We start from the raw sequence: 22,593 nt of genomic DNA, 5'->3' as shown, positions 1-22,593 counted from the left end.
GCTTCTGCAGGCTTTTTTCATCGATCGCTGGCCTAGCAGCGGGCACGGGCTCGATGAATCCGCTTGTTTATTGGCATATCATATACCAAACTCCGCATAGCTGTTAGGACAAGAATAGACAGCCTGGAGGAAACATGACGGACTTGGCTCACGCGGGGGCGCCCGCATCTGCAAGAGTAAGCGACGCCTATCGCTGGACGCAGCTCGCGGTTGGCGTCCTGGCGATGGTGATGATCGCCAACTATCAATATGGCTGGACCTTCTTCGTCCCGGATATCGCCAAGACCTTCGGCTGGGATCGCGCGTCGATCCAGTGGGCCTTCACCCTGTTCGTGCTGTTCGAAACCTGGCTCGTGCCGGTCGAGGGCTGGTTCGTCGACAAATACGGCCCGCGCATCGTCGTGCTCGTCGGCGGCGTGCTCTGCGCGATCGGCTGGATGATCAACGCCTACGCCACCTCGCTCAACGGCTACTATCTCGGCATGATCATCGCGGGCATCGGCGCCGGCGGCGTCTACGGCACCTGCGTCGGCAACGCGCTGAAATGGTTTCCCGACAAGCGCGGCCTCGCGGCCGGCATCACCGCGGCCGGCTTCGGCGCCGGCTCGGCGCTCACCGTCGCGCCGATCCAGGCCATGATCCGCGACTCCGGCTTCCAGACCACCTTCCTGTATTTCGGTCTCGGCCAGGGCATCATCATCGTCATCCTCGCCTTCTTCCTGTTCGCGCCCAAGGAAGGCCAGGTGCCCGCGGTCACTCAGAACACCAACCTCGTCCAGAGCCGCCGCAACTACAACCCGACCGAAGTGATCCGTCAGCCGATCTTCTGGCTGATGTACTTCATGTTCGTGATCGTCGGCGCCGGCGGCCTGATGGTGACGGCCAACCTCAAGCCGATCGCCGGCGACTGGAAGGTCGACAACATTCCGGTGACGCTGATCGGCATGACCATGACGGCGGTGACGTTCGCAGCGACCATCGACCGCGTTCTGAACGGCCTGACGCGTCCGTTCTTCGGCTGGATCTCGGACATGATCGGCCGCGAGAACACGATGTTCATCGCCTTCGGCATGGAAGGCATCGGCATCTGGGCGCTGTACATGCTGGGCCACGATCCGGTGTGGTTCGTGATCCTGTCCGGCTTCGTGTTCTTCGCCTGGGGCGAGATCTACTCGCTGTTCCCCTCGACCTGCACCGACACGTTCGGCACCAAGTTCGCCACCACCAATGCCGGCCTGCTGTACACCGCCAAGGGCACGGCAGCGCTGCTGGTGCCGATCGCGAACTACATGCAGCAGTCGTCAGGCAATTGGGACCGCGTCTTCATCATCGCGGCCGGCGCCAACATCCTGGCATCGATCCTCGCGATCGCGGTGCTCAAGCCCTGGCGGAGGGTCGTGGTGCAGAAATCGACGCTCTGACGCGCCCCTTCGCGCTGCAACAAAAATAAAAAAGAACGCTTCCAGATTGACGACGCTCGGCATTTTGCCGAGCGTTTTCTTTTGCTTGGCGGACGATTTCGGTCTCGTTGCAAAGCAACATGTCGCACCCTGTGTCGCAGGCCATATTGCAGACTGGAATATATTATACCAGAATGACTTCGTGCGCAGATGAGGAGCGCGCTCGCAGCGGCATCCTCCAAGAGAGCGCGTTAGGGAGGACACATGGTTTCCAGCACAGAGGCGACACCGCCTGTCCAGGCACAGTCCAGCGGCTTCCGCTGGCTCCAGCTCGCGATGGGCATCATCTGCATGGCGATGATCGCCAACCTGCAATATGGCTGGACACTGTTCGTCGATCCGATCGACGCGAAGTTTCACTGGGGTCGCACGGCGATCCAACTGGCCTTCACGATCTTCGTCGTCACCGAAACCTGGCTCGTGCCGGTCGAGGCCTGGTTCGTCGACAAATACGGCCCGCGCCTCGTCATCATGTTCGGTGCCGTCATGATCTCGCTGGCATGGGTGCTGAACTCCTACGCCGACTCGCTCACCCTGCTCTACGCCGGCGCCGTCATCGGCGGCATCGGCGCCGGTGCGGTCTACGGCACCTGCGTCGGCAATGCGCTGAAATGGTTTCCCGACCGCCGCGGCCTCGCCGCCGGCGCCACCGCCGCCGGCTTCGGCGCGGGCGCCGCGCTCACCGTCGTGCCGATCGCCAGCATGATCGCCTCGAGCGGCTATCAGAGCGCCTTCTTCACCTTCGGCATCGGCCAGGGCCTGATCGTGTTCGTGCTCGCGATCTTCCTGCGGCCGCCGACCCACGCCGCGCCTGCGCGCAAGAAGCAGCTCAACCTGCCGCAGAGCAAGATCGACTACACGCCGCCGCAGGTGCTGCGCACGCCGATCTTCTGGATCATGTATCTGGTGTTCGTGATGGTGGCCTCCGGCGGCCTGATGACCGCAGCCCAGATCGCCCCGATCGCGCACGACTTCAAGATCGCCAACGAGCCGGTGTCGCTCGCCGGCTTCCAGATGGCGGCACTGACGTTTGCGATCTCGCTCGATCGAATCTTCGACGGCTTCGGCCGTCCGGTGTTCGGCTGGATCTCGGATACGATCGGCCGCGAGCACACCATGTTCATCGCCTTCGGCACCGCCGCTTTGATGCTGCTGACGCTGGCGAATTACGGCCACAACCCGATCGTGTTCGTGCTCGCGACCGCGGTCTATTTCGGCGTGTTCGGCGAGATCTACAGCCTGTTCCCGGCGACCTCGGGCGATACGTTCGGCAGCAAATATGCCGCGACCAACAACGGCATGCTCTACACCGCGAAGGGCACCGCCTCGCTCCTGGTCCCGCTCGCGAGCCTCGTCTCCGCCAAGTATGGCTGGCAGGCCGTGTTCGTGATCGGCGTTGCGCTGAACGCGACGGCGGCGCTGATGGCGCTGTTCGTGATCAAGCCGCTGCGCCGCGCCTTCATCCTCGGTAAGGAGGCGGCGGTCACCCAGCCTGCGGCGCAGGACGTTCGCACCACGGCGTAAATCACCCGCTTCTTCCCGCGACTGCAGGAGGCGCATCCCGATGCGCCTCCTTTTCTTTTTTCTTTTGGCGCGCCGTGCATGCCAGATGCCAATCCGAGCATACATTTGACAGCATCGCTGACCTTATTTTCCAGGCATCTGCCCAGAAAACATCAAGATCCCAATTGACTTCTGGCATAACGTATACCAGACTTCCTTCTGTTCAAGACAACAAACGGGAGGGTGCCATGAAAGTCGGAGACATCCTGCGCAACAAGACGGCGCGCGTGATCACGGTGCGAATGAATGAGACCGTCGGCGTCGCGGCGCAGTTGATGCGCGCCAGCAATGTCAGCGCCCTCGTCGTGAAGGACGTCGTCCGCACGGAAGGCAACACCGCCGCCGGCATGTTCACCGAGCGCGACGTGGTGCGCGCCATCGCCGAGCACGGCGCCGCCGGCGTCACCATGAAGGTCTCGCAGTTGATCTCGCCGCAGCGGCTGATCTCCTGCAGCACTGAGGACACGCTCGAGCACGTGCGGCATCTGATGAACGTGCATCACATCCGCCACCTCCCGGTCATCGTCGACTTCGCGCTCGCCGGCGTCATCAGCATGCGCGACGTCTCCAGCGCCTTCGACGAAGCGGAAGCTCCGGTCGCCGCCTGACGCGTCCAGCCCGGTCAGCGGAACCGGTTCATCCCCCAGGGAGTCTTGTCGGAGCAGCGCGCCGCCTGTTAGGCGGTGCGCTGAGAACAGCGGCACAGTAAGGTCGCCGCTCATTCTGACCGACAGGATTCCTCGCGATGAAAGCCTATGTCTACGGCGCCCAGGGCGCCGCGATCACCGATATCGCCAAGCCCACGCCGAAGGGCACGCAGGTCCTGGTCCGCGTGCGCGCCTGCGGCCTCAATCGCGCCGATCTCGGCATGACCAAGGGGCATGTGCATGGCGCCGCCGGCGGCGTCGGAACGGTGCTCGGCATGGAATGGGCCGGCGAGGTCGCCGAGCTCGGTCCCGACGCCAAGGGCGTGAAGATCGGCGCCAAGGTGATGGGCTCGGGCAGCGCCGCGTTCGCCGAATACACCCTCGCCGACCACGGCCGTCTGTTCCACGCGCCGTCGAACATGAATTTCGACGAGGCCGCCACGCTGCCGATCGCGTTGACCACGATGCACAACGCCGTCGTTACCAACGGCGCTTTGCAGCCGGGCCAGCGCGTGCTGGTGCAGGGTGCGAGCTCCGGCGTCGGCCTGATGGCGATGCAGATCGCCAAGCTCAAGGGCGCCTCGCTGGTGGTGGGCTCCTCGACCGATGCGATGCGCCGCGGACGGCTCAACGAGTTCGGCGCCGATCTCGCCATCGACTCCAGCGATCCCGCCTGGGTCGATCAGGTGCTGCAGGCGACCAACGGCGAGGGCGTCGATCTGATCATCGACCAGGTGTCCGGCAAGGTCGCCAATCAGAACCTCGCCGCGACCAAGGTCCTCGGCCGCATCGTCAATGTCGGCCGGCTCGGCGGCACCCATGCCGACTTCAACTTCGACCTGCACGCGGCGCGCCGCATCACCTACGTCGGCGTCACCTTCCGCACCCGTTCGATCGAGGAGATCCGTACGATCTTCGACGAGGTGAAAAAGGACATCGGGAGTGCGGTCGAGCAGCGCACGCTGCGGCTGCCGATCGACCGCGTCTTCGCCTTCGACGACATTGGCGCGGCGTTCGCGCACATGGAGGCGAACAAGCATCTCGGCAAGATCGTGGTGACCTTGTGAACGCAACCTTCTGAGATTTAGAAGCACTCGAAACAGCGCGCGGTCCGCGCCCATGGACCGCGCGATCCCGGCTTTCATGGTGCGGCCTCGGCTGCTACATCCGCCGCCATGAGAGACGCCGCCTCCCATGTCGATTCCGGGAAAACCCGTGTCGCCGCGATCTCGATCGCGGCGAGCGCCAGCATGGCCGCGGCGAAGTTCATCGTCGGCATCCTGATCGGCAGCCTCGCGCTCGTCTCCGAGGCCCTGCACAGCGCCGTCGACGTCGTCGCCACCGTGATCACCTGGATGGTGGTTCGGGTATCGGACCGGCCGGCCGACGACGAGCATCATTACGGCCATGGCAAGCTGGAGAGCCTGTCGGCGCTCGGCGTCATCGCCCTGCTCTACGTGCTGGCCGGCGGCGTGCTGGTGGAATCCGTCAGCCGGCTGCGCGAGGCGGCGCCGCCGCCGTCGCTGTCGGCGATTCCGTTCGTGGTGCTGCTGGTCGACATCGCCGTCAACTTCTGGCGCGCCCGCGCGCTGCACCGCGCCGCGCACGAGACCCACAGCCAGGCGCTCGCCGCCGACGCACTGCATTTCGCCTCCGACGTGCTCGGCTCGATTGCCGTCATCGGCGGCCTGGTCCTCACCGCGTTCGGGTTCTGGTGGGGGGATTCCGCCGCCGCGGTCGCGGTCGCCCTGATGATCTCGGTGCTCGGCCTGCGGCTGGCGCGCTCCACCGTAGAAACACTGCTCGACCGTGCACCAGAGGGCGCGGCCGAAAAGGCGCGCGCCGCGATCCGTTCGATCAACGGCGTCGTCGATGTCGAGCGGCTGCGGGTCCGGCTCGTCGGCGCAACGCATTTTGTCGACGCCACGGTGCAGGTGCCGCGCACCTACCCGATCGACCGTGTGCACGAGATCAAGCGCGATGCGCAGGCCGCGGTCGATGCCAGCCTGTCCGGCGCCGACGTCACCTTCACGACGGTGCCGGTCGCGCTCAGCAACGAGAGCGTGCGCGAGCGCATCATGGTGATCGCGCGCAATTCCGGCCTCGCGATCCATCACGTCACCGTCCACGACGTCGGCGGCCGCCTGATCGTCGCGATCGACCTCGAGGTCGACGGCGACATGAGCCTGTTCGCGGCGCATGCGATCGCGCACGAGCTGGAACGCAGCATCCGCGACGAATTCGGCGCCGACGTCGAGGTCGACACCCATATCGAGCCGCTCGAACCCGAGCTGCCATTCGGCGTCGACGCGCCGGCGCAGCGGATCGCCGAGATCGCCGCCGCCCTGCAGCGTCTCGCCGCCGAGACCGACATGTACGACGTGCACAATGTCCGCGTCCGCAACACCGAGGCCGGCGAGATCGTCAACTTCCACTGCCGCGCGGCGCCGTCGATGAGCGTGCTGAAGGTGCACGACAATGTCGACCACATCGAGCGCGGGGTGCGTCGCGCCTTCCCGAGCGTCAAGCGCGTCATCAGTCACGCCGAGCCGCCGCACGGCTGAAGCCTGAACGTCATGCTGCGTTCCCGCTTCGGACTCACTCTGCCGGCTTTTCGCCATGGCAATTCCGCATTGGATAAGATTTATTAGCTTTTGCCAAATCGTTGACTCTCGACAGCCCGAGAAATCTGGATTCAAATCAACTTGATTCGGAAGCGGCTGGGGCTCTTTCGAAATTCGGGTATCCAAGAAGTTTCGGGGGTCTACAGCATGGCGCGTGCGCATGCCGCGAACGCGTGCGTCCAATCTTCTGATTCCATCAAGGGGTTGGCGCAATCGATCGCGAAACCGGCCTATCAAAGGCTGCTGACTGCTGAGCCGGTATTGCGTCGTGCTGTCCCTACTTTGATCATCGCCTTTCTCGTCACCATCTGTCTCGGCGCCTTCGTCCAGGTGCTCGACCAGAGCCGTCAGAAGCGCGGCGCGACCAAGCGCGACCTGGCCGCGATCTCCGACCTGCTCGCCGACCGTATCGGTCATCTGGCGACGCGCCCGGACCGCATCGCCCACATCGAGCATCTGCAGAGCCTGCTGCCCGACCTGATCCCCGCCTGGGGAGCGGCGGCCGGACGCCACGTGATCGTCACCGGCGCCGACCACCGCATCCTGGCCCGGGTTCCGGTCGACGCCGCGCTCGGCGAGAACGACCGCATCCTCGATCTGATCTCGACCGCGCAGCTCTTGGCCACGCCCGGCCTGCAGGGCGCGGTCACCGAGATCACCTTGCCGAACGGCCGTCCGGCCTTCGCAGTGTCGCAGTTGATCAAGGCGCTGCCCGGCCGCGTCGTCGTGATCCAGGAGAAGCTCGAGCCGATCTGGGGCTCGGACGCCGCGCTCTCGGTGACCCTGTCGGCGACGACGGGCTTCGTCGTGCTGATCCTGGGCTTCGCCTTCCACTGGCAGTCGACCCGCGCCCGCGAGGGCGACCTGATCAACGACGCCGTGCGCGGCCGCATCGACACCGCGCTCAATCGCGGCCGCTGCGGGCTGTGGGACTGGGACCTGTCGCGCGGGCGCATCTTCTGGTCGAACTCGATGTTCGCGATGCTCGGCCTGGAGAACCGCACCGACCTCCTCACCTTCGGCGAGGTCAACGCGCTGGTGAACTCGGACGACATCGACCTGTTCGAGATCGCCGACCAGCTCGTCGCCGGCGACATCCACCAGATCGACCAGAGCTTCCGGATGCGCCACACCGAGGGCCACTGGATCTGGCTGCGGGTTCGCTGCGAGCTCAGCCAGGGCACCTCAGATTCCGGCCTGCACCTGATCGGCATCGCGGTCGACGTCACCGAGCAGAAGAGCCTGGTCGAGAAGACCGTCGAGGCCGACCTGCGCCTGCGCGACGCGATCGAGACGATCTCGGAAGCCTTCGTGCTGTGGGACGCCAACAACCGGCTGGTGCTGTGCAACTCGCACTTCCAGAAGCTGCACAAGCTGCCGGACTCCGCCGTGATCCCCGGCACCTCCTATGAGACCGTCATCGAGGTCGGCAAGATGCCGGAGATCCGCACCCGGCTGCACGACCACAGCCAGCAGGCGCCGGGCGGCCGTACCTTCGAGGCGCAGCTCGACGACGGCAGCTGGCTGCACATCTCCGAGCGCCGCACCAAGGACGGCGGCTACGTCTCGGTCGGCACCGACATCACCCGCATCAAGGAGCACGAGCAGAAGCTCGTCGACAACGACCTGCGCCTGCGCGCCACGGTCATCGACTTGCAGCGCTCGCAGAGCGCGCTGGAACGCCAGGCGATCGAGCTCGCCGACCTCGCCGAGAAGTACTCGCAGGAAAAGACCCGCGCCGAGGAAGCCAACCAGACCAAGTCGAAATTCCTCGCCAATATGAGCCACGAGCTGCGCACTCCGCTCAACGCCATCATCGGCTTCTCCGAGATCATGGGCAGCGGCATGTTCGGCTCGCTCGGCTCGGAAAAGTACCAGGAGTACTGCCACGACATCCTGACCTCGGGTCAATATCTGCTCGAGGTGATCAACGACATCCTCGACATGTCGAAGATCGAGGCCGGCCGCATGAAGCTCGACATGGAGCCGCTCGACCTCGCCAAGACGCTGGCGGAATCGCTGCGCGTCGTCTCCGGTCGCGCCTTGGACAAGAGCCTCGTGCTCGACGCCGACATCGGAGGCAGCATCCCGGTCGTCGCCGACCGTCGCGCCACCAAGCAGATCATGGTCAACCTGCTGTCGAACGCGGTGAAGTTCACCCCGGAGGGCGGCCGTGTCACGATGCGGAGCCGCGTGTTCGAGGACAAGGTCGTGCTCATCATCGCCGACACGGGCATCGGCATCCCTGCGCATTCGCTGGCGCGCCTCGGCCGCCCGTTCGAGCAGGTCGAGAGCCAGATGACCAAGACTTATCACGGCTCCGGGCTCGGCCTCGCCATCGCCCGCTCGCTGGCCCAGTTGCACGGCGGCTCGATGCGGCTGCGCTCGCGGCTGGAGCACGGCACCGTCGTGCGCGTGACCCTGCCCCGCGACGCGTACAAGGCCACGGCGAGCATCTCGGTCGCGGCGTGAGCGCGGCGGCCGTACTGCCGTAGCGTGGGCACTTTGCCCACCCTACGGCAACATCATCAAATCGGACTCACATCTCAAAGAGATTGCACTTCAGGATCAGGCCCCACAGGCATGACAGCGCTCTCGCGTGACGGATGATGCCCGAGGCATGCGATCGGCTTGCCCTTCGGACATGCAACGCCGACGCAGGCGGATGACGGCATCATGACGTCGCTTCGTGCCTAGTCAGCAACATCGGCGGAACGTGGTATTGACGCACCTGCACGTCAGCAACTAAGGCAGTTGCTCCAAGATCTGGAGTACCGCGCGTGATCATTGCCTTCATCGTTGCCGCCTTCGCCTATCGCTTTGCCATGCTGGGCGTCTCGATCCGCAACGAAAAACGGCTGCGCGCCGACGGCGCAACCGAATACGGCGCATCCGTGTCGCGCTGGTTGGCCATCGCACATGTCGCTTTCTATCTCGCCGCGACGGCCGAGGGCCTCGTCCGGGATGCGCCGCTCGACGCCGTCAGCATCATCGGGTTCGTGATCTATCTGTTCGGCGCGGTGATGCTGCTTGTGGTGTCGCAATTGCTCGGCCGCCTCTGGACCGTCAAGCTGATGCTCGCGCGCGACCACGCGCTGGTGACCCATCCGCTGTTCCGGATCGTGCGCCACCCGAACTACTTCCTCAACATCCTGCCCGAGCTGATCGGCTACGCGCTGACCCTGCACGCCTATCTCACGCTCGTGGCCGGCCTGATCATCTATGCCGTGCCACTGACCTTGCGGATCCGGCAGGAGGAGAAGATCATGCGGGAGCAATTTGCGGCGTACTGAGCGGAGCTAGCCGCTCCGCGAGTTCGCCGCGCGGACCGCAACTTTCACCAAGTCCGACGCTCGACGCCCGTGCAAGGGTTCGGTGACCATCATCGTACCCAAGGGAGCATCGCGATGCTGAAGCGGATCTGGCACGGCTGGACCAGGGCGGCGGATGCCGATGCCTATGAGGACCTGCTGCGGTCAACGATCTTTCCAGGGATCATCGATCGGGAAATCGAGGGATTTCTGAGCATCGAGCTGCTGCGCAGGCCGCTCGAAGACGAGGTCGAATTCGTGACGATCATGACCTTCGCCGATCCGACGGCGGTGGTTCGCTTCGCGGGTCCGGCGCATGACACGGCGGTGGTGCCGCCCGCGGCGCGGAAGCTGCTCAGCCGCCATGACGGCCATGTCGCGCATTATGAGTTGAAGACCACGCGCCACGCGCAAGGTCAGGGTTCCGCGACCGCATGAGAGCCCGAAGTCTGCCGACGACGCCAGCGAGGTCGGTGACGACGCCGACCGTCGCCACGGAAGCAACCTGGATGGCGACGCTGCGCTCGCAATGACGAGAGGAGACCGTGTACGCCATCATGGCGAGCGCAGCGAAGCAAGCCTGGGCCATTGTTCACCGCCGGTGCTGAGGCGCTGGGCCAGCGGCAACTCCGCGGACGCGCGCCTCACGCCTGCAGGCTGGGCGCGACCTCGCGGGCGATCTGGACCAGCGCCGCGATCAGCGGGGTCATCGGGTCACGCTGCGGGATGACCAGGCCGATCTGGTAGTTGATGACGGGATCGACGATCGGGATCGAGCGCACCTTGTCGGCGAGGCCGAGCGTTTCGGCGAGCTTGGCCGGCATCACGCTGGCCCAGCGGCCGGTCTTGACATGGGTGTACAGCACCAGCAGCGAGTTCGACGTCAGCGTTGGCGTCACCTCGTTGCCGGCGGCCTTCAGAGCGCGGTCGATGATGCGGCGGTTCTGCATGTCCGGGGTCAGGAGGCACAGCGGCACCTGCCCGACCTCCTGCCAGGTCACCTGATCGCGATCGCCGAACATCGCGTCGGGCGCGGTCAGCAGCCGGTAGCTCTCGTTGTAGAGCGGGATGGTTCTGACACGGCCGATCGGCTCGTTCTCGATGTAGGTCAGCCCGGCATCGACCTCCAGGTTCTCCAGCAGCCCCAGCACGTCGGCCGACGTGCACGACATGATGCGGAACCGGACCTCCGGATGCTTGGCGCGGAACGGCGTCGTCAGCGACGCCACCATGCCGAGCACCGTCGGCACCGCCGCGATCCGGATCTCGCCCGATAGCTTGTCCTTGAGCCCGTTGATCTCCTGGCGCATCGCGCGGAAGTCGCCGACGATGCGGCGCGCCCAGTCGAGCGTGCGCTCACCCTCCGGCGTAAAGCCCTGGAACCTGGAACCGCGCTGCACCAGCATAACGCCGAGGATCTCCTCGAGCTGCTTGATGCTGGTCGACATCGTCGGCTGGGTCACGCCGCAGGCCTCGGCCGCGCGGCCGAAATGACGCTCCTTGGCCAGCGCCAGCAGCAGTTCGAGCTTGTCAATCAAGAGGTCGGCCTTCCAGCGGTTGAAGGGCCCAGTTCCGCACGTTTTCGGCGGTGCGGGCCACGGAGAAACCTATCACGGCGCGGCGGGCCCGGACACGGTAAAACGCGGCCGCAAGCCGGTCGCGCGAAGGCCTGTTTTTCGTCAACTTCTAGCTATCTCTCGATTGCGTTTCGCTATCGCAGCACGGGACTGCTTTATTGATATCTTGAGCAATTCCAATTTGGATGTGCGAAACGCTTGCAACGCAGAATCGGGATCAGGATGACGCCGGTGTACGAGACGTGGGACGCGGCGCGCGGCGCCGAAATCATCGCCCAACATAGCGGGATGGAGGGAGCAACCTTGCCCATCCTCCATGCGTTGCAGGAGACGTTCGGCCACGTGCCGGAGGATGCCATTCCGATGATCGCATCCGCTCTGAACCTCTCGCGCGCCGAGGTTTACGGCGTGTTCACGTTCTACCATGATTTCCGGGCCAAGAAGGCCGGTCGTCACGTGCTGAAGCTGTGCCGCGCCGAGGCCTGCCAGGCCGCCGGCGGCGATGCGCTCGCGGCGCGCGCCGAAGCGAAGCTCGGCATCTCCATCGGCAACACCACGGCCGATGAGCGCGTCACGCTCGAGCCGATCTACTGTCTCGGCCTGTGCGCAACCGCGCCGTCGGCCATGCTCGATGGCCGCCTGGTCGGCCGGCTCGACGAAGCCCGGATCGATGCTCTCGTCTCGGAGGCCCAGCGATGAGCGTGCGTCTTTTTGTCCCGTGTGATGCCGGCGCCCTCGCCGTCGGCGCCGATGAGGTTGCCCATGCGCTGCACAAGGCGGCGCTGGAGCGGAAGGTCGATATTGAAGTCGTACGCAACGGCTCGCGTGGGTTGTACTGGATCGAGCCGCTGGTCGAACTGGAGACGGCGCAGGGCCGGTTCGGCTTCGGACCGGTGACGGCAGACGACGTGCCGTCCCTGCTCGATGCGATCGTCGCCGACAAGCCGCACAAGCTCTCGCTCGGCCTGACCGAGGAGATCCCGTGGCTGAAGCGGCAGACCCGCCTCACCTTCGCCCGCTGCGGCATCATCGATCCGCTGTCGCTCGACGACTACCGCGCCCATGGCGGCTACAAGGGCCTGACCCGCGCTCTGACGCTGACGCCCGATGCTGTGATCTCCGAGGTCACGACCTCGGGCCTGCGCGGCCGCGGCGGCGCAGGCTTCCCGACCGGCATCAAATGGAAGACGGTGGCGCAGACCGCGGCCGACCGCAAATACGTCATCTGCAACGCCGACGAGGGCGACAGCGGCACCTTCGCCGACCGCATGCTGATGGAAGGCGATCCCTTCGTCCTGATCGAAGGCATGACCATCTGCGGCATCGCGGTGGGCGCCACCAAGGGCTACATCTACACGCGCTCGGAATATCCGCACGCGATCGCGACCATGACCAAGGCGATCGACATCGCCAGGAAGGCCGGCCTGCTCGGCAGCAACGTCGCGGGCTCGAACTACAATTTCGAGCTGGAGGTGCGCACCGGCGCCGGCGCCTATGTCTGCGGCGAAGAGACCGCGCTGATGGAGAGCCTCGAGGGCAAGCGCGGCATCGTCCGCGCCAAGCCGCCGCTGCCCGCCCATCATGGCCTGTTCGGCAAGCCGACCGTCGTCAACAACCTGTTGTCGTTCGCCGCCATCCCCTTCATCCTCGACGAGGGCGCCAAGGCCTATGCCGATTTCGGCATGGGCCGCTCGCGCGGCACGATGCCGATCCAGATCGCCGGCAACGTCAAGTTCGGCGGCCTGTTCGAGACCGCGTTCGGCATCACGCTGGGCGAGCTGGTCGACGACATCGGCGGCGGCACCTTCACCGGCCGCCCGGTCCGTGCGGTGCAGGTCGGAGGCCCGCTCGGCGCCTACTTCCCCCGCGCCCTGTTCGACACGCCGTTCGACTACGAGGCGTTCGCCGCCAAGGACGGCCTGATCGGCCATGGCGGCATCGTCGTGTTCGACGACAGCGTCGACATGTCGAAGCAGGCCCGCTTCGCGATGGAGTTCTGCGCCATCGAATCCTGCGGCAAGTGCACGCCGTGCCGTATCGGCTCGACGCGCGGCGCCGAGACCATCGACAAGATCCGCCGCGGCGAGCGCGTCGCCGAGAACATCGCCCTGGTCGAAGACCTCTGCGGCACCATGAAGCTCGGATCGCTCTGTGCACTCGGCGGCTTCACGCCCTACCCTGTGCTCTCGGCGCTGAAGCACTTCCGCGAAGATTTCGGCCCCCAGCAGCCGCGCTTGCAGGCTGCGGAATAAGATATCGGGAACAAGGACACCGACCATGTCGCTCATCCACGAAACCGATTACGGCACACCGCTCTCCAAGTCCGAAAAGATGGTCACGCTCACCATCGACGGCCAGAGCATCACCGTTCCCGAGGGCACCTCGATCATGCGCGCGGCCATGGAGGCCGGAACGCAGATTCCGAAGCTGTGCGCGACCGACATGGTCGACGCGTTCGGCTCGTGTCGCCTCTGCCTCGTCGAGGTCGAAGGCCGCGCCGGCACCCCGGCCTCCTGCACCACGCCGGTGGCCGCGGGCCTCGTCGTCCACACCCAGACCGAGCGGCTGAAGAAGCTGCGCAAGGGCGTGATGGAGCTCTACATCTCCGACCATCCGCTCGACTGTCTGACCTGCGCGGCCAATGGCGATTGCGAGCTGCAGGACATGGCCGGCGCGGTTGGCCTGCGCGACGTGCGCTACGGCAACCAGGGTGAGAACCACGTGTTCGCCGACGCCTGCGGCGAGGCCAATCCGGCCTGGCTGCCGAAGGACGAGTCGAACCCGTATTTCACCTACGATCCCTCCAAGTGCATCGTCTGCTCGCGCTGCGTCCGCGCCTGCGAGGAAGTGCAAGGCACGTTCGCGCTGACCATCTCCGGCCGTGGCTTCGACAGCCGGGTGTCGCCGGGCATGAGCGAGAGCTTCCTCGGTTCGGAATGCGTGTCGTGCGGCGCTTGCGTACAGGCCTGCCCGACTGCGACCCTGACCGAGAAGAGCGTGATCGAGATCGGCCAGCCGGAGCATTCGGCGGTCACCACCTGCGCCTATTGCGGCGTCGGCTGCGCCTTCAAGGCGGAGATGCGCGGCGAGGAAGTCGTGCGCATGGTGCCGTACAAGGATGGCAAGGCCAATCGCGGCCATTCCTGCGTCAAGGGCCGCTTCGCCTATGGCTATGCGACCCACAAGGAACGCATCCTCAAGCCGATGATCCGCGAGACCATCGACCAGCCCTGGCGTGAGGTCTCCTATGACGAGGCCTTCAAGTTCGCAGCCGACAAGCTGCGCGGCATCCAGGCCAAATACGGCCGCGACGCGATCGGCGGCATCACCTCGTCGCGCTGCACCAACGAAGAGACCTATCTGGTGCAGAAGCTGATCCGCGCCGGCTTCGGCAACAACAATGTCGACACCTGCGCCCGCGTCTGCCACTCGCCGACCGGCTACGGCCTTGCCACCACCTTCGGCACCTCCGCCGGTACGCAGGACTTCGACTCGGTCGAGGATTCCGACGTCATCATGGTGATCGGCGCCAACCCGACCGATGCGCATCCGGTGTTCGGCTCGCGCATGAAGAAGCGGCTGCGCCAGGGCGCCAAGCTGATCGTGGTCGATCCGCGCAAGATCGACCTGGTGAAGTCGGCGCATATCAAGGCCGACTATCACCTGCCGCTGCTGCCCGGCACCAACGTCGCGATCCTGACCGCGCTGGCCCATGTGATCGTCACCGAAGGCCTCGTCAACGAGACCTTCGTGCGCGAGCGCTGCGATTGGAGCGAGTTCCAGGACTGGGCCGAGTTTGTCGCGCTGGAGAAGAACAGCCCCGAGGCGATCGCTGGCATTTCCGGCGTGGACCCGGAAGCGATCCGCGGCGCGGCCCGGCTCTACGCCAAGGGCGGCAACGGCGCGATCTATTACGGCCTGGGCGTCACCGAGCACAGCCAGGGCTCGACCACGGTGATCGCGATCGCCAACCTCGCGATGGCGACGGGCAATATCGGCCGCCGCGGCGTCGGCGTGAACCCGCTGCGCGGCCAGAACAACGTGCAGGGCTCGTGCGACATGGGCTCGTTCCCGCACGAGCTGCCGGGCTACCGCCACATCTCGGGCGACGCGGTGCGCGACCAGTTCGAGGCGATGTGGAACGTCAAGCTCAACCCTGAGCCGGGCCTGCGCATCCCGAACATGTTCGACTCCGCGATCGAAGGCACCTTCATGGGCCTCTACGTGCAGGGCGAGGACATCCTGCAGTCGGATCCCAACACCACGCATGTGGTGCAGGCGCTGTCGTCGATGGAATGCGTCATCGTGCAGGACCTGTTCCTGAACGAGACCGCCAACTACGCCCACGTGTTCCTGCCGGGCTCGACCTTCCTCGAGAAGGACGGCACCTTCACCAACGCCGAACGCCGCATCCAGCGGGTGCGCAAGGTGATGACCCCGCTCAACGGCATGGCCGACTGGGAGGTGACGATCGGTCTCGCCAAGGCGATGGGCTTCGAGATGAAGTACAACCACCCGTCCGAGATCATGGACGAGATCGCGGCGCTGACGCCGACCTTCGCCGGCGTCTCCTATCAGAAGCTCGAGGAGATGGGATCGGTGCAGTGGCCCTGCAACGAGAAGAATCCCGAGGGTTCGCCGATCATGCATGTCGACGGCTTCGTCCGCGGCAAGGGCAAGTTCGTGGTCACGGAGTATGTCGCGACCGACGAGCGCACCGGCCCGCGCTTCCCGCTCCTGCTCACCACCGGCCGCATCCTGTCGCAGTACAATGTCGGCGCCCAGACGCGGCGCACCGAGAACGTGGTGTGGCATGGCGAGGACGTGCTGGAGATCCATCCGCACGATGCCGAGCAGCGCGGCATCCGCGACGGCGACTGGGTGCGGCTGACCAGCCGCGCCGGCGAGACCACGCTGCACGCGCTGATCTCCGAGCGCGTCGCCCCCGGCGTGGTCTACACCACCTTCCACCATCCGCTGACCCAGGCCAACGTCATCACCACGGACTATTCGGACTGGGCCACCAACTGTCCGGAGTACAAGGTCACGGCAGTGCAGGTGTCGCAGTCCAACGGACCGTCGGACTGGCAGAAAGCCTATGACGAGCAGGCCCGCAACTCGCGCCGCATCGCCCCGGTCGTGGAGGCGGCGGAGTAGCATGACCGATGCAGTGCGCATCGCGGATCGTCTGGTCTGGCGCGACGGAGCCCTCACCGAGGGCCACCGCCGCGTGCCGGAGGAGACCGCGGTCGCACTGACCTACAATGGCGGCACCCAGGCCGTCATGATGGCGACGCCGCAGGACCTCCGCGACTTCGCCATCGGCTTCAGCCTGAACGAAGGTCTCGTCACGAGCCGCGACGACATCATCTCGCTTGACGTCGTCGAGCTGGATGACGGCATCGAGCTCAGGATGTGGCTGCCCGACGCCCTCGCCGAGCGTCTCGCCGAGCGCCGCCGCAACATCGCCGGCCCCACCGGCTGCGGCCTGTGCGGCATCGATTCGATCAGCGAAGCGGTGCGGCCGGCGGCGCATGTCCCGGACGGCCGGCGTTTCGCTCCGCGCGACGTCATGGCGGCGCTTGAGGCCATCGAGCCGCTGCAGAAGCTCAATCACGAGACCCGCGCGGTGCATGCCGCGGCGTTCTGGACTCCCGCGCGCGGCATCGTCGGCTTGCGCGAGGATGTCGGCCGCCACAACGCGCTCGACAAGCTCGCTGGCCACCTCGCGCAAACGCGCTGTGCGGCGAGCGAGGGCATCGTGATCCTGACGAGCCGCGTCTCGGTCGAACTGGTGCAGAAGGCTGCTGCCATGGGCGCACCCATCATGGTCGCGGTCTCCGCACCGACCGCGCTCGCCATTCGCATGGCCGACGCCGCCGGCATCACGCTGATTGCGGTGGCCCGCAACGACGGCTTCGAAATCTTCACCCATCCCGAACGGATCGTCGCGAGCGCCGAGACCGGCGCGCGATCAACACAGACGGACAACACCCATGTCGCATAACCCCTCCGAGCGCCTCGTCTACATGGCCAACCAGATCGGCAAGTTCTTCCAGAGCCAGGGGCAGGAGAAAGAGGTCGCCGGCGTCGCCGAGCACATCAAGAAGTTCTGGGATCCGCGCATGCTCAAGACGATCTATGCGCACCACGACGCCGGCGGCGCCGGCCTCGACCCGGCGGTGAAGGAAGCGATCGGCCGGCTGAAAGATGCCGCGGTCGCCAAGGAAAAGGCATAGGCGGCCGGCCGTCCTACCGCGCGGCTGGTCGGGTCATCCCTCCACGAGTGCGGTGAACACGCGCCGCACTTCGGTCTGCGTTTCGCGCAGCCGCGCCTCGAGCGCCGAGAAATCCGGCGCGTCGCCCGCCCGGGCCATCACCCGCAGCAGGTCCTCGCCGGCCTGATCCGGCTTGAACTTGTCGCTGACGCACAGCCGCACGATCTGCGTCAGATCGTGATACAGCCGCGCGGCCTGACGCAGGATCACGGCTTCAGCGCGCGGCAGCACGCCGAGCCGCTCGGCATTGTCGAGCACCGCAAGCGTGCTGACATCGAGAATCTCCGGCGTCGTCGCGGCATGGACGAGCTGCAGATATTGCGCGACGAAGTCGATGTCGACCATGCCGCCGGCGGCGTGCTTGAGGTCCCACAGATCGGCCTCGCCCTTCTCGGCCGCGATCGCGCGGCGCATGTCGGCGACGTCGCGCGCGATCGCGCTCCTGTCGCGCGGACGCTGCAGCGCGGCCTGGATGATCTCCTCGATCCGGGCCCGAAACGCCGGCGACGCCGAGATCACCCGTGCCCGCGTCAGCGCCATGTGCTCCCAGGTCCACGCCTCCTGCTCCTGGTAATGCGCAAAGGAGTCGATGTGCGAGGCCAGCGGGCCGGCGCGGCCCGACGGCCGCAGCCGCATGTCGATGTCGTAGAGCACGCCGTAATTGGTGCGCGAGGTGAAGGCCGAGATCAGCCGCTGGGTGAAGCGCGCGAAGTAGTGCGCGCCCTGCAGCGAGCGCTCGCCGTCGGAATCCGGCGCATCGCCATCGAAGTCGTAGAGCAGGATCAGGTCGAGATCGGACGAAGCCGTCATTTCGCGCGCGCCGAGCCGCCCCATCGCGACGATCGCGGTCTCCTGGCCCTTGATGCGGCCGTGCTGGGCGGCGAAGCGCTCCGTCACGAGATCATGCACGGTGTGCACGATGCCCTCGGCGACGTCGGCGAACGCGGTGCCGGCCTGCTGCGCCGACACCGTGCCGGAGAGGATGCGCGTGCCGATTAGGAACAGGCTCTCCTGACCGAACAGCCTGAGACGATCGAGAAACTCCTCATAGGTCCCGGCATCCTTTAGCGTCGACGCCAGCCGCTCTGACAATTCGCGCCGGTCGGGAATCGCGCCGAAGAAGCGCGGATCGATCAGGCCGTCCATCAGCCGCGGCTGCCGCGCCAGCATGTCGCCGAGCCGGGGCGCCGCCCCGAGCACGAGCGCGACGAGCGCCACGAGGTCGCGGTTCTGCCCGAGCAGGGTGATCAGGCGGCCGCCGAGTTGCAGCGCCTGCAGGAAGCGGTCGAAGGCCACGACGGCGCGATCCGGCTCGTCGGCATGCGCGAGGCCATCGATCAGCGCGGGCAGGAAATCGGTGAACGCGGTGCGCGTCGCATCCGTGCGGAACACGCGGTACTCGCCCGCCAGCCATTGCTGCAGGGTCTTGGCGACCATCACCGGATCGCGGAAGCCCAATCCGGCAAGATGCTCCATCAGGCGCGGCTCGTCGGGACCGGCGCCGTAGTTCACCGCCGGCAGGCTGACGGTGCCGGTGGGATCGCCCTCGAACAGCCGGGCGTAGTGTCCCTGCACGACGTCGAGATGGAACAGCAGATCGGTCGCGAACCGCTCGCGGCTGTCGTAGCCGAAGAAGCATGCGAAGCGGCTCACGCCCTCGACATCGTCGGGCAGGCTGTGGATCTGCTCGTCCGCCATCATCTGCAGCCGGTGCTCGACCCTGCGCAGGAACTCATAAGCCGTGGTGAGCTCGTCGCGCGCCTGCTCCGTGATCCACTTGCTGGCGGTGAGCACGTCGAGCGCCTGCAAAGTCGGACGGACGCGCAGCTCGGGATGACGGCCGCCGGCGATCAACTGCTGGGTCTGGGCAAAGAACTCGATCTCACGGATGCCGCCGCGCCCGACCTTGACGTTGTGGCCTTCGACCGCGATCTCGCTGTGGCCGCGATAGACCTGCATCTGCCGCTTCATGTCGTGGACGTCGGTCAGCGCCTGGAAGTCGAGATGCTTGCGCCATACGAACGGCGACAGCTCCGCCAGCATCGCCTCGCCCGCGACGACGTCGCCGGCACAGACCCGCGCCTTGATCATCGCGGCGCGTTCCCAGGTGCGGCCCTCGCGCTCGTAGTAATGCAGCGCTGCCTCGGTCGACATCGCCACCTGCGTCGAGGCCGGATCCGGCCGCAGCCGGAGATCGACGCGGAACACATAGCCGTCCGCGGTGCGGCTCTGCAGCAGCCGCGCCATCGCTTGCGTCACGCGGACGAAGAACGGCTGCGGCTCGATGTCGCGCGCCAGCGAGTTGATCTCGGGATCGAAGAACACGATCAGGTCGATGTCGCTCGAATAGTTGAGCTCGCCCGCCCCCATCTTGCCCATCGCGAGCACGAACAGGCCGCTGCCCTGCTCCGGATCGTCGGCATCGACGGGCGCGAGCCGGCCGCGCACCGTCTCCAGGCGCAGCAGATACCGCAGCGCCATCTGCACCGAGGACACCGCGACGTCGGTCAGCCCCGCCGTCACCTGCATCACCGGCCACACGCCGCCGATGTCGCACAGCGCGATCAAGAGCGCCGCCTCGGATTTCAGCCGCCGCAGCAGGCTCATCACCTCGGCTTCGCTGGAAGCGGCAAACACCTCGCGCCCGGTGCGGGCGATCAGCTCGGCGAGATGCGCCTGCGGCTCGCTGCGCAAGAGACGGTCCAGGCGATGGCCGTCGGCGCGGACGAGATCGAACAGATAGGGCGAGCACTCGGCAATCCCGAGCAGGATGGTTCGCGGCCAGCCGCCGGCGAGCAGCTGGTGGAGCGAGGCGGCCAAGGACGGCTCGAGCTCGGCGAGCCACTCGTGGAGGCGCTGTTCGGCTTTGTCGGGCGCACGGACATGTGGGCCGGCAACGAAACGTTCGGCCAGCATCTGCCCGTCCGCGTTTCCCGGCGCGGATGAGATCATGCGGCCTTCTGTGGCACATCCTGCGCCGGCGCCGCAAGCTTCGCGGGCACGCCGGCACCAGCCGGCAGCACCAGCGTCGCGATCAGCCCCGGCCTGGCATCGGCGAGCCGGAGCTCGCCGCCATGCAGGGTCGCGACGGCGGACGCCAAGCTGAGACCGAGGCCGGAACCGGGCAAAGTGCGGCTCGCCTCCAGCCGCACGAAACGCTCGACGGCGCGCTTGCGCTCGGCCTCGGGAATGCCCTCGCCATGATCGGTCACGCTGAGCAGCACCTGTCCGCCCTCGCGCCGCGCCTCGATCAGGATTTCGCGGCTATCAGCGGCGGCGGCGGCATCGAGCGGCAGCGCCGCCGGCTTGCCGTATTTGATCGCGTTCTCGACGAGATTGGCGAGCGCCTGGCTGATCAGCTCGCGATTGCCATGCACCGGCGCGGCCGCGGCCTTGACCCGCAAGGTCATCTCATTGTCCTCGGCCAGCGGCTCGTACAATTCGTGGATGCCGCCGGCGACCTCGGCCGCATCGAACTCGACCATGTCGCCGCGCGCCTGCCCGGACTCCGCCCGCGCGATCATCAAGAGCGCGTTGAAGGTGCGGATCAGGCCGTCGGATTCCTCGATCGTGCGCTCCAGCGCGGCGCGATATTCGTCCTCGGAGCGCGACTTCGCCAGCGCCTCCTCGGCGCGGTTGCGCAATCGCGTCAGCGGCGTCTTGAGATCATGCGCGATGTTGTCGGAGACCTCCTTGAGGCCGGTCATCAGCGCCTCGATGCGCTCCAGCATCGCGTTGAGATTTTCCGCCAGGCGATCGAGCTCGTCGCCGCTGCGCCCGACCGGAAGACGGCCGGAGAGATCGCCATCCATGATCCGCCGCGTCGTGCCGGTCATGGCATCGATCCGGTGCAGCACGCGCCGCGCGACGAAGATGCCGCCGCCGATGCCGAGCACGACCACCACCAGCACCGACCATTGCGCCGCCTTGGCGACGATGCCGAACAGGCGGCGGCGCTCCTCGAGATCGCGGCCGATCAAAAGCCGAAAACCGCTGGAGAGCTGCGTGACATACACCAGCGCGCGATGGCTGTGCTCGGTGCTGTCGTCGAGCCGCCGGTAGAACGTCTCCGACCAGCCGGACGAGCCCATCACGCCTGGCGCCAGCGAGCCGACATTGCCGGCGATCGCCTGTCCGGTCGGCGTGGTGATGAGATAGAGATTGGCGCCCGGCCGCAGCGCGCGGCTCTCGATCGCGCCGACGATTCCGCGCAGGCCCCAGCGGGCGAAGATGTCGGTCATCTCGCTGATCTCGGAGGTGACCGTGGTCGAGATCTGCTCGGTGATGAGCCGGCGGGTGTTCCAGGCGAAATAGCCGAGCAGCGAGGCGGCGAACAGCGCAAACAACAGCAGATAGACCAGCGTCAGCCGGAACGCCGTGGTGCGGATCAGCTTACCGAAGGCCGTCACGGATCATGTACCCCGCGCCGCGGATGGTGTGGAGCAGCGGGCGGTCGAACCCCTTGTCGATCTTGGAGCGCAGCCGCGAGATGTGGACGTCGATCACGTTGGTCTGCGGATCGAAATGATAATCCCAGACGTTCTCCAGGAGCATCGTGCGCGTCACCACCTGCCCCGCATGTTTCATGAGATATTCGAGCAGGCGGAACTCGCGCGGCTGCAGGGTCAGCTCGTCCTTGCCGCGTGCGACGCGATGCGACAGGCGATCGAGCTCGAGATCGCCGACCTTGTAGGTGGTCTCCTCGGCTGGGCCGCCATGGCGGCGCGACAGCACCTCGACGCGGGCGAGCAGCTCGGCGAAGGCATAGGGCTTCGGCAGATAATCGTCGCCGCCGGCGCGCAGGCCCTTGATGCGGTCATCGACCTGGCCGAGCGCCGACAGAATGAGCACGGGCGTCCGGTTGCCCTTGTCGCGCAGCGCGCCGATCAGCGACAGGCCGTCGCGCTTGGGCAGCATGCGGTCGACCACCAGCACGTCGTAATCCCCGCTGTCGGCCATGGCGAGCCCCTCCTCGCCGTCGCTGGCGAGGTCTGCGACATGTCCGACCTCGCGGAACGCCTTGACCAGATAGTCGGCGGACTCGCGGTCGTCTTCGATGATCAGGAGGCGCATTGCGGAAACGGGGGCGGCGGTCACGGTTCGATGTCCATCTACATGGACCGGCCGCCGTTT

At 66.2% G+C, this 22,593-nt stretch carries 18 protein-coding genes; 13 read left to right on the top strand and 5 right to left on the bottom strand.

What is annotated here, in order from left to right; translation table 11 throughout:
• Window positions 1-134 precede the first annotated feature (134 nt).
• From oxlT (QW861_RS29905) to QW861_RS29890, 4 genes are all read left to right on the top strand, one after another.
• Window positions 135-1,421 carry an oxalate/formate MFS antiporter gene (oxlT, locus tag QW861_RS29905; protein WP_315716169.1) on the top strand — a complete coding sequence of 429 codons (1,287 nt, stop codon included), beginning with the start codon at window positions 135-137 and terminating at the stop codon, window positions 1,419-1,421.
• A gap of 243 nt (window positions 1,422-1,664) precedes the next feature.
• Complete coding sequence (gene oxlT / locus QW861_RS29900; protein ID WP_315716168.1) at window positions 1,665-2,984, top strand: oxalate/formate MFS antiporter; 1,320 nt, start codon at window positions 1,665-1,667, stop codon at window positions 2,982-2,984.
• A 227-nt stretch (window positions 2,985-3,211) separates the two neighbouring features.
• The gene (locus QW861_RS29895) at window positions 3,212-3,631 is read left to right on the top strand and encodes a CBS domain-containing protein (protein ID WP_015665845.1); all 420 of its coding nucleotides are present in this window, start codon (window positions 3,212-3,214) and stop codon (window positions 3,629-3,631) included.
• A 137-nt stretch (window positions 3,632-3,768) separates the two neighbouring features.
• Complete coding sequence (locus tag QW861_RS29890; protein ID WP_316193846.1) at window positions 3,769-4,737, top strand: zinc-binding dehydrogenase; 969 nt, start codon at window positions 3,769-3,771, stop codon at window positions 4,735-4,737.
• A gap of 74 nt (window positions 4,738-4,811) precedes the next feature.
• Here the strand turns inward: QW861_RS29890 and QW861_RS29885 are convergent, their stop codons facing one another.
• Entirely contained in the window at window positions 4,812-4,940 is a 129-nt protein-coding gene (locus tag QW861_RS29885; protein ID WP_315716165.1) for a hypothetical protein, read from the bottom strand.
• On the opposite strand from QW861_RS29885, the gene QW861_RS29880 reads away from it, so the two are divergent.
• The 4 genes from QW861_RS29880 to QW861_RS29865 all read left to right on the top strand — a co-directional run bounded on the left by QW861_RS29880 (window position 4,921) and on the right by QW861_RS29865 (window position 10,043).
• Window positions 4,921-6,234, top strand: coding sequence for a cation diffusion facilitator family transporter (locus QW861_RS29880; RefSeq protein ID WP_316184524.1), 1,314 nt, complete (start codon window positions 4,921-4,923; stop codon window positions 6,232-6,234). The genes QW861_RS29885 and QW861_RS29880 overlap by 20 nt on opposite strands.
• Window positions 6,235-6,441: 207 nt before the next feature.
• Window positions 6,442-8,766: a PAS domain-containing sensor histidine kinase gene (locus QW861_RS29875; RefSeq protein ID WP_315753037.1), complete on the top strand. Its 2,325-nt coding sequence runs from the start codon at window positions 6,442-6,444 to the stop codon at window positions 8,764-8,766.
• 308 nt (window positions 8,767-9,074) lie between these two features.
• The gene (locus tag QW861_RS29870; protein ID WP_315828280.1) at window positions 9,075-9,587 is read left to right on the top strand and encodes an isoprenylcysteine carboxyl methyltransferase family protein; all 513 of its coding nucleotides are present in this window, start codon (window positions 9,075-9,077) and stop codon (window positions 9,585-9,587) included.
• A 114-nt stretch (window positions 9,588-9,701) separates the two neighbouring features.
• A complete protein-coding gene (locus QW861_RS29865) occupies window positions 9,702-10,043 on the top strand; it encodes an antibiotic biosynthesis monooxygenase (RefSeq protein WP_316193845.1) in 342 nt (113 codons plus the stop codon).
• Window positions 10,044-10,249: 206 nt separating this feature from the next.
• Here QW861_RS29865 and QW861_RS29860 read toward each other — a convergent pair whose 3' ends face one another.
• On the bottom strand, window positions 10,250-11,143 hold the full coding sequence (locus tag QW861_RS29860; RefSeq protein ID WP_315716160.1) for a LysR family transcriptional regulator: 894 nt from the start codon (window positions 11,141-11,143) through the stop codon (window positions 10,250-10,252).
• A 261-nt stretch (window positions 11,144-11,404) separates the two neighbouring features.
• Here QW861_RS29860 and QW861_RS29855 point away from each other — a divergent pair, with 261 nt between their 5' ends.
• The 5 genes from QW861_RS29855 to QW861_RS29835 are packed head-to-tail and all read left to right on the top strand — an operon-like array spanning window position 11,405 to window position 17,421.
• On the top strand, window positions 11,405-11,881 hold the full coding sequence (locus QW861_RS29855; RefSeq protein ID WP_315753146.1) for a formate dehydrogenase subunit gamma: 477 nt from the start codon (window positions 11,405-11,407) through the stop codon (window positions 11,879-11,881).
• Window positions 11,878-13,434: an NADH-quinone oxidoreductase subunit NuoF gene (locus QW861_RS29850; protein ID WP_316193844.1), complete on the top strand. Its 1,557-nt coding sequence runs from the start codon at window positions 11,878-11,880 to the stop codon at window positions 13,432-13,434. The genes QW861_RS29855 and QW861_RS29850 overlap by 4 nt, the downstream gene beginning before the upstream one ends.
• A gap of 25 nt (window positions 13,435-13,459) precedes the next feature.
• Entirely contained in the window at window positions 13,460-16,339 is a 2,880-nt protein-coding gene (fdhF, locus tag QW861_RS29845; protein WP_315753041.1) for a formate dehydrogenase subunit alpha, read from the top strand.
• A gap of 13 nt (window positions 16,340-16,352) precedes the next feature.
• Entirely contained in the window at window positions 16,353-17,189 is an 837-nt protein-coding gene (gene fdhD / locus QW861_RS29840; protein ID WP_315716200.1) for a formate dehydrogenase accessory sulfurtransferase FdhD, read from the top strand.
• Window positions 17,179-17,421, top strand: coding sequence for a formate dehydrogenase subunit delta (locus QW861_RS29835; protein WP_315716156.1), 243 nt, complete (start codon window positions 17,179-17,181; stop codon window positions 17,419-17,421). The genes fdhD and QW861_RS29835 overlap by 11 nt, the downstream gene beginning before the upstream one ends.
• A 33-nt stretch (window positions 17,422-17,454) precedes the next feature.
• Here QW861_RS29835 and QW861_RS29830 read toward each other — a convergent pair whose 3' ends face one another.
• Genes QW861_RS29830 through QW861_RS29820 form a run of 3 tightly spaced genes read right to left on the bottom strand, consistent with a single transcriptional unit; the run spans window position 17,455 to window position 22,533 of the window.
• Window positions 17,455-20,412 (bottom strand): bifunctional [glutamine synthetase] adenylyltransferase/[glutamine synthetase]-adenylyl-L-tyrosine phosphorylase, encoded by a 2,958-nt coding sequence (locus QW861_RS29830; RefSeq protein WP_316193843.1) that lies wholly within the window; start codon window positions 20,410-20,412, stop codon window positions 17,455-17,457.
• Complete coding sequence (locus tag QW861_RS29825; RefSeq protein ID WP_315716154.1) at window positions 20,409-21,869, bottom strand: sensor histidine kinase; 1,461 nt, start codon at window positions 21,867-21,869, stop codon at window positions 20,409-20,411. The genes QW861_RS29830 and QW861_RS29825 overlap by 4 nt, the downstream gene beginning before the upstream one ends.
• Window positions 21,853-22,533: a response regulator transcription factor gene (locus QW861_RS29820; protein ID WP_315716199.1), complete on the bottom strand. Its 681-nt coding sequence runs from the start codon at window positions 22,531-22,533 to the stop codon at window positions 21,853-21,855. The genes QW861_RS29825 and QW861_RS29820 overlap by 17 nt, the downstream gene beginning before the upstream one ends.
• Between the last annotated feature and the right edge of the window lie 60 nt (window positions 22,534-22,593).

Source organism: Bradyrhizobium sp. SZCCHNRI1029, from assembly GCF_032487555.1.
Classification (GTDB): domain Bacteria; phylum Pseudomonadota; class Alphaproteobacteria; order Rhizobiales; family Xanthobacteraceae; genus Bradyrhizobium.
This window is presented reverse-complemented; position numbering and strand designations above follow the sequence as displayed.